This is a genomic window from Staphylococcus sp. EG-SA-18, assembly GCF_017151825.1.
Lineage (GTDB): Bacteria > Bacillota > Bacilli > Staphylococcales > Staphylococcaceae > Staphylococcus > Staphylococcus aureus.
Window position 1 is genome coordinate 1 of record NZ_JACYVY010000056.1, and the last position, 4,965, is coordinate 4,965.

Here is a 4,965-nt window from a genome sequence, read left to right on the forward strand (position 1 = left end):
ATTTTAAATATAGTCTACAATCTATGTGGTTGTAGGCTGTATTTTTTGCAGTTTATCAATAAACACCCATCAACAAATTATACCGTTTTTCTACTTTGAAAGTTGGAAGTAACATAATCTTAAATAAATATATTATTAATTAAGATAAATATAATACTCAAGATTATTGTTAATAGTTTGTTCATCGCAAGTTAATTATTGTTTCTAAAATATTGGTATATAATTTTCAATGGCGAAGAAAACAGGGTGAAAAAGTCGGTTTTTAAATCAAAGCAAATAAGGGAGCATAAACAAATGAAAAGGAAAGTATTAGTACTAACAATGGGTGTAATTTGTGCAACTCAATTATGGCATTCTAATCACGCAAACGCATTAGTATCAGAGAGTGTTGAAACTAATTTTGTTGTAAAAGATTCGGATAATAAAAATATTTTACAAACCCATACTGAAATTACTACTGAGGAGAAATTTTCAGTAGTAGAAAAGAGTCAATTAAATACACTAAAATCACTATCTAATGACAACTACATAGAATATGATTTACATACTAATCAAACAGGCATAAAAAAAGGTTGGTTATATGGTTATAGTGAAATTGACTCATCACATTTCACAGACCGTGACAAACGCGTTATTAGACGTGATCATGTTAAAGAAGCACAAAGCTTAATTAATGATTATAAATATACGCAAAAATATGAAGATCTCGCTAAGGCAACTGCAAAAGTAAGTACACTTAGTCAGTCTCACCAAAATTATTTGAATAAACAAATTGATAAAGTGAATAATAAGATAGAGAAAACTGAAAAACGCTAATCCAAAGTAAATTATAAGTTATACATCTCGTTTTTAAATGACAATTTATCCCCGTAAATATTATAAATAATCTTTTCAAATTCCACATAGATATAGAGACACTAATAAACCTCTTTGTCTCGATATGATAGTCTGCAACGATTCATGTTGTAGGCTTTTTAATTTTACAAATAAGGCTAAATATATAAGTTCTGACACCTAAAATATAGAAAATACATAAAAGTAAGTATAGTTATTTTATTATAATTATTAAATTTTTATTAATTAATTGTAAAAATGTAGAATTATAATTAATTAACGTTTAATATTAAAATTAACTAAAAAGAAAGAGGTGTTAGTTATGACAGAATACTTATTAAGTGCTGGCATATGTATGGCAATTGTTTCAATATTACTTATAGGGATGGCTATCAGTAATGTTTCGAAAGGGCAATACGCAAAGAGGTTTTTCTTTTTCGCTACTAGTTGCTTAGTGTTAACTTTAGTTGTAGTTTCAAGTCTAAGTAGCTCAGCAAATGCATCACAAACAGATAACGGCGTAAATAGAAGTGGTTCTGAACATCCAACAGTATATAGTGCAACTTCAACTAAAAAATTACATAAAGAACCTGCGACATTAATTAAAGCGATTGATGGTGATACGGTTAAATTAATGTACAAAGGTCAACCAATGACATTTAGACTATTATTGGTGGATACACCTGAAACAAAGCATCCTAAAAAAGGTGTAGAGAAATATGGTCCTGAAGCAAGTGCATTTACGAAAAAAATGGTAGAAAATGCAAAGAAAATTGAAGTCGAGTTTGACAAAGGCCAAAGAACTGATAAATATGGACGTGGCTTAGCGTATATTTATGCTGATGGAAAAATGGTAAACGAAGCTTTAGTTCGTCAAGGCTTGGCTAAAGTTGCTTATGTTTATAAACCTAACAATACACATGAACAACTTTTAAGAAAAAGTGAAGCACAAGCGAAAAAAGAGAAATTAAATATTTGGAGCGAAGACAACGCTGATTCAGGTCAATAATGCTCATTGTAAAAGTGTCACTGCTGCTAGTGGCACTTTTATAATTTTTGGATCACGATATGATTTATTATCAATTCAGAATTAAAAAAGTAAATAGTATCAAAAGCAAGTGTATTTAATATTAGAAAATAAAAATTTTAAATTTAGTATTAAAATGGAATATTACTATATAGTTCAATGTGTATTATCACAGAAAATAAAATAATGCTTTACTTCTATATTTAAAAGTGTATAATGAAAGTTAAGTAATAAAGAGCGTGAAGAAAAATGTGAGTTATTTATATAGAATATTCTCCTTTTCATTTATGAATTTGTTACAAAATATTTAGTGCAAAAGCACGACGGAGGTATTCAATATGAATAACGGTACAGTTAAATGGTTTAATGCAGAAAAAGGTTTTGGTTTCATCGAAAGAGAAGATGGTAGCGACGTATTCGTACACTTCTCAGCAATCGCTGAAGATGGATACAAATCATTAGAAGAAGGCCAAAAAGTTGAATTCGACATCGTTGAAGGCGACCGTGGCGAGCAAGCTGCAAACGTAGTTAAAATGTAATTTTAACTTATTCAAACAGTCCTTATTATAGGGCTGTTTTTTAATGCTTTAAATCGATAACAGTTGGTGTGGTAAAAGCACTAGCCGTTATTTTTTTGTCCAATAAATTTAGGTGGAGATTTAACAATATATAATGGTTCTAAAATAGATCGAACTGATGGAAAAGTTTTTTACTTTTCATCTGTCCGACTTTTGATTTTGAATATAAAAAAGCGCCAATACAGAACTTTAATAATGACGAGAATTAAAGTCTGTATATGGCGATAACAAGAAGTAATGTTAAACACTCAAAATGTTTAACAATAATAGGATACCACATCGCATAATATCTTACTACTTAATTAATAATTTAACTAATCAACTTTTTGTTAATTTTTTATTAAGACTGATTAATTATTGAGAATATTTATTGTTTTTAAAATCTCATAATAATTCAGTAATCTTGTTTTCATTTAAAAGGCGAAACATTAAAATAATTAAATAAAAATATTGCGTTTAATTTACAGCGTCAAATATACTTATTTCTAATGCTTTGGGGTCTACTGAAACAAGTAAAGAATGATCGATGTTACTAATATTGCCATTCTCCAAATTTATTTCTGTGAGTATTTGGAAGCTACCATTAGGCAACGGTTTAACAATAGACAATTGCTTTTCCGCTTGTTGTATTAAAAAAGGTTTTGTAGATTGATTATTAATATGCCATTCACTCATGTATGTTTTTCACTCCTGCTTTAAAATAGGGTTAGAAAGTTTATAGTTGAGACATTCATGTTCAACCAAAATTTTGTTCGAATTCAATAAATGTCTTGTTTAAAATAGAAATATTGTAAATGTTATCGTCCAAAACTTCACCAGTTAAGTATTTGTTTTGAATTAAAATTTGGCAGTTAGTTAAGAAGTCTTGATAATCACGATCACAAAAATAGTTTTCACGTGCATCTTTAGCATCGCCAAAAAAGTTAGCGACTGTTTCTGTTTCTCCATTATTCGAACGTTCAATATATAATTTGTAAAATTTAGCTATTGTATACTTTTGTTCTTTAGTTAGTTCATTCAAAATATTGGGCCTCCTGAAATATCATTTGTAATCTATACCCAATTTATTGCAAAACACAAACTAATTTAACTATTTGATGAAACTGTGTTAATAAGCTTTAACAAGCCTTAGTTTGTATGGATCTATAAAATTATCTTTAATTGCATAGGGTGAAATAATATGTAATCCATAACTTTTAACTGATTTTTCACTTACACCAAATTTATAAGCTTGGTAGATAATTTTAGTACAATACGTAAATTTTTTGCTGTTCAAATTTAATGTAACTAGATAACGATGATTTGTATTCTCATAGTTTTTCTTAACCCATTCAGCCGCTTTTTTACCTGCACCAGGATAGCTGCAACGATAAACTTTCATCCAATCATTTTTGCCACTTGCATAATTATATTTAAAAGATTCGAAGGATTGTGTAGTTGGTTTGTCGCCAGGCCCCTCAATTTGTAAAATCGTTTTATCATCAATCGCGATACTACAATGACCAAAAAATCCCCACATGACAGGGCCTTTTGTAACAATAATATCGCCAGGTTGTAATTGGAATTTGTCATCTTGAATTTCTGAATACTTATTATCTGCAATTGTTTTTGGTGAGTTTATTGGGGATACGACAACGAATAATATAAGTAAAATTATCGTTCGTTTAATATAGTTCACTTAAAAGCTCCTTGTTGAAGAAATATATGTAAATAGTCTTAAATTAGAATTGTAATCTTTAATAAGCTTGTAAGACTAAAACATATCTTAAATATTAAAGTATGAGAGTGTGAAATGTCTATTAAGAATAAAAAACAGTCTGAAACATCATTGAGACGTTTCAGACTGGATATAAAATGAATTTCATTTATAGCACACCAAATATAAATGTGTATATTAATATAGCGAATCCAAAAATATAGAGAATGACAGTGAAACTTAAATAGGACTCTTTTTTAGATTCTTTGCCAGTTTTTTTCATTAATACGAGTATAAACGTAGCGGCAACTAAGAAAATTAATGCTAGCCAAAACAGAATTGCAAAATGTAAAGACATGTGAAACCCTCCTTATATACCGTAATTATTAACCTATAAAACTATAAAAAATAGGATAAATGTAATAGAGAACGAGTACGATATTTATAAAAAATAATATTTCACTTAACCAGTTTTTAGTTATCATTGCAATGGTAAAGGATACGATGAGTATCACACCACAAATGATAATACCAGGCAGGAGCCAACATAAATCATCTAAATCTTTATTATATGTGATTAAAATATTAAAGATAACAAAAGTGGTAGTAATAACTGTATTGATAGCATTTAACAAAATGTTATTCATGACTGACACCTACTAGTATAAAAATAGCTTCTTAATAAATATGATAACACTATTTTCAGTCAAGTCCAGACTCCTGTGTAAAATGCTATACAATGTTTTTACCATTTCTACTTATCAAAATTGATGTATTTTCTTGAAGAATAAATCCATTCATCATGTAGGTCCATAAGAACGGCTCCAATT

General features: G+C 28.7%; 8 protein-coding genes. 3 read left to right on the forward strand and 5 right to left on the reverse strand.

What is annotated here, in order from left to right; translation table 11 throughout:
• The first annotated feature begins 294 nt into the window (after positions 1 to 294).
• The 3 genes from IDG66_RS11825 (at position 295) to IDG66_RS11835 (ending at position 2,400) form a co-directional block, all read left to right on the forward strand.
• Entirely contained in the window at positions 295 to 816 is a 522-nt protein-coding gene (locus tag IDG66_RS11825) for a hypothetical protein (protein ID WP_000824464.1), read from the forward strand.
• A 340-nt stretch (positions 817 to 1,156) separates the two neighbouring features.
• Positions 1,157 to 1,843, forward strand: a complete 687-nt coding sequence (locus IDG66_RS11830; RefSeq protein ID WP_001793574.1) for a thermonuclease family protein — start codon at positions 1,157 to 1,159, stop codon at positions 1,841 to 1,843.
• 356 nt (positions 1,844 to 2,199) lie between these two features.
• A complete protein-coding gene (locus IDG66_RS11835) occupies positions 2,200 to 2,400 on the forward strand; it encodes a cold-shock protein (RefSeq protein ID WP_001059082.1) in 201 nt (66 codons plus the stop codon).
• 495 nt (positions 2,401 to 2,895) lie between these two features.
• Here the strand turns inward: IDG66_RS11835 and IDG66_RS11840 are convergent, their stop codons facing one another.
• From IDG66_RS11840 to tsaA, 5 genes are all read right to left on the reverse strand, one after another.
• Entirely contained in the window at positions 2,896 to 3,114 is a 219-nt protein-coding gene (locus IDG66_RS11840) for a hypothetical protein (RefSeq protein WP_000005886.1), read from the reverse strand.
• 61 nt (positions 3,115 to 3,175) lie between these two features.
• Complete coding sequence (locus IDG66_RS11845; RefSeq protein WP_001004401.1) at positions 3,176 to 3,460, reverse strand: hypothetical protein; 285 nt, start codon at positions 3,458 to 3,460, stop codon at positions 3,176 to 3,178.
• Positions 3,461 to 3,547: 87 nt separating this feature from the next.
• The gene (lnsA, locus tag IDG66_RS11850; RefSeq protein WP_001106654.1) at positions 3,548 to 4,117 is read right to left on the reverse strand and encodes a lipoprotein N-acylation protein LnsA; all 570 of its coding nucleotides are present in this window, start codon (positions 4,115 to 4,117) and stop codon (positions 3,548 to 3,550) included.
• A gap of 187 nt (positions 4,118 to 4,304) precedes the next feature.
• Entirely contained in the window at positions 4,305 to 4,493 is a 189-nt protein-coding gene (gene tsaT / locus IDG66_RS11855) for a type II toxin-antitoxin system toxin TsaT (RefSeq protein ID WP_000052076.1), read from the reverse strand.
• A gap of 28 nt (positions 4,494 to 4,521) precedes the next feature.
• Positions 4,522 to 4,782 carry a type II toxin-antitoxin system antitoxin TsaA gene (gene tsaA / locus IDG66_RS11860; RefSeq protein WP_001837253.1) on the reverse strand — a complete coding sequence of 87 codons (261 nt, stop codon included), beginning with the start codon at positions 4,780 to 4,782 and terminating at the stop codon, positions 4,522 to 4,524.
• Positions 4,783 to 4,965 lie beyond the last annotated feature (183 nt).

Excerpts from the sequence above, each read along its gene's own strand:
- IDG66_RS11825 (WP_000824464.1), top strand. The coding sequence starts at position 295 with ATGAAAAGGAAAGTATTAGTACTAACAATGGGTGTAATTTGTGCAACT.
- tsaA (WP_001837253.1), bottom strand. The coding sequence starts at position 4,782 with ATGAATAACATTTTGTTAAATGCTATCAATACAGTTATTACTACCACT.
- tsaT (WP_000052076.1), bottom strand. The coding sequence starts at position 4,493 with ATGTCTTTACATTTTGCAATTCTGTTTTGGCTAGCATTAATTTTCTTA.
- IDG66_RS11830 (WP_001793574.1), top strand. The coding sequence starts at position 1,157 with ATGACAGAATACTTATTAAGTGCTGGCATATGTATGGCAATTGTTTCA.
- IDG66_RS11840 (WP_000005886.1), bottom strand. The coding sequence starts at position 3,114 with ATGAGTGAATGGCATATTAATAATCAATCTACAAAACCTTTTTTAATA.
- IDG66_RS11835 (WP_001059082.1), top strand. The coding sequence starts at position 2,200 with ATGAATAACGGTACAGTTAAATGGTTTAATGCAGAAAAAGGTTTTGGT.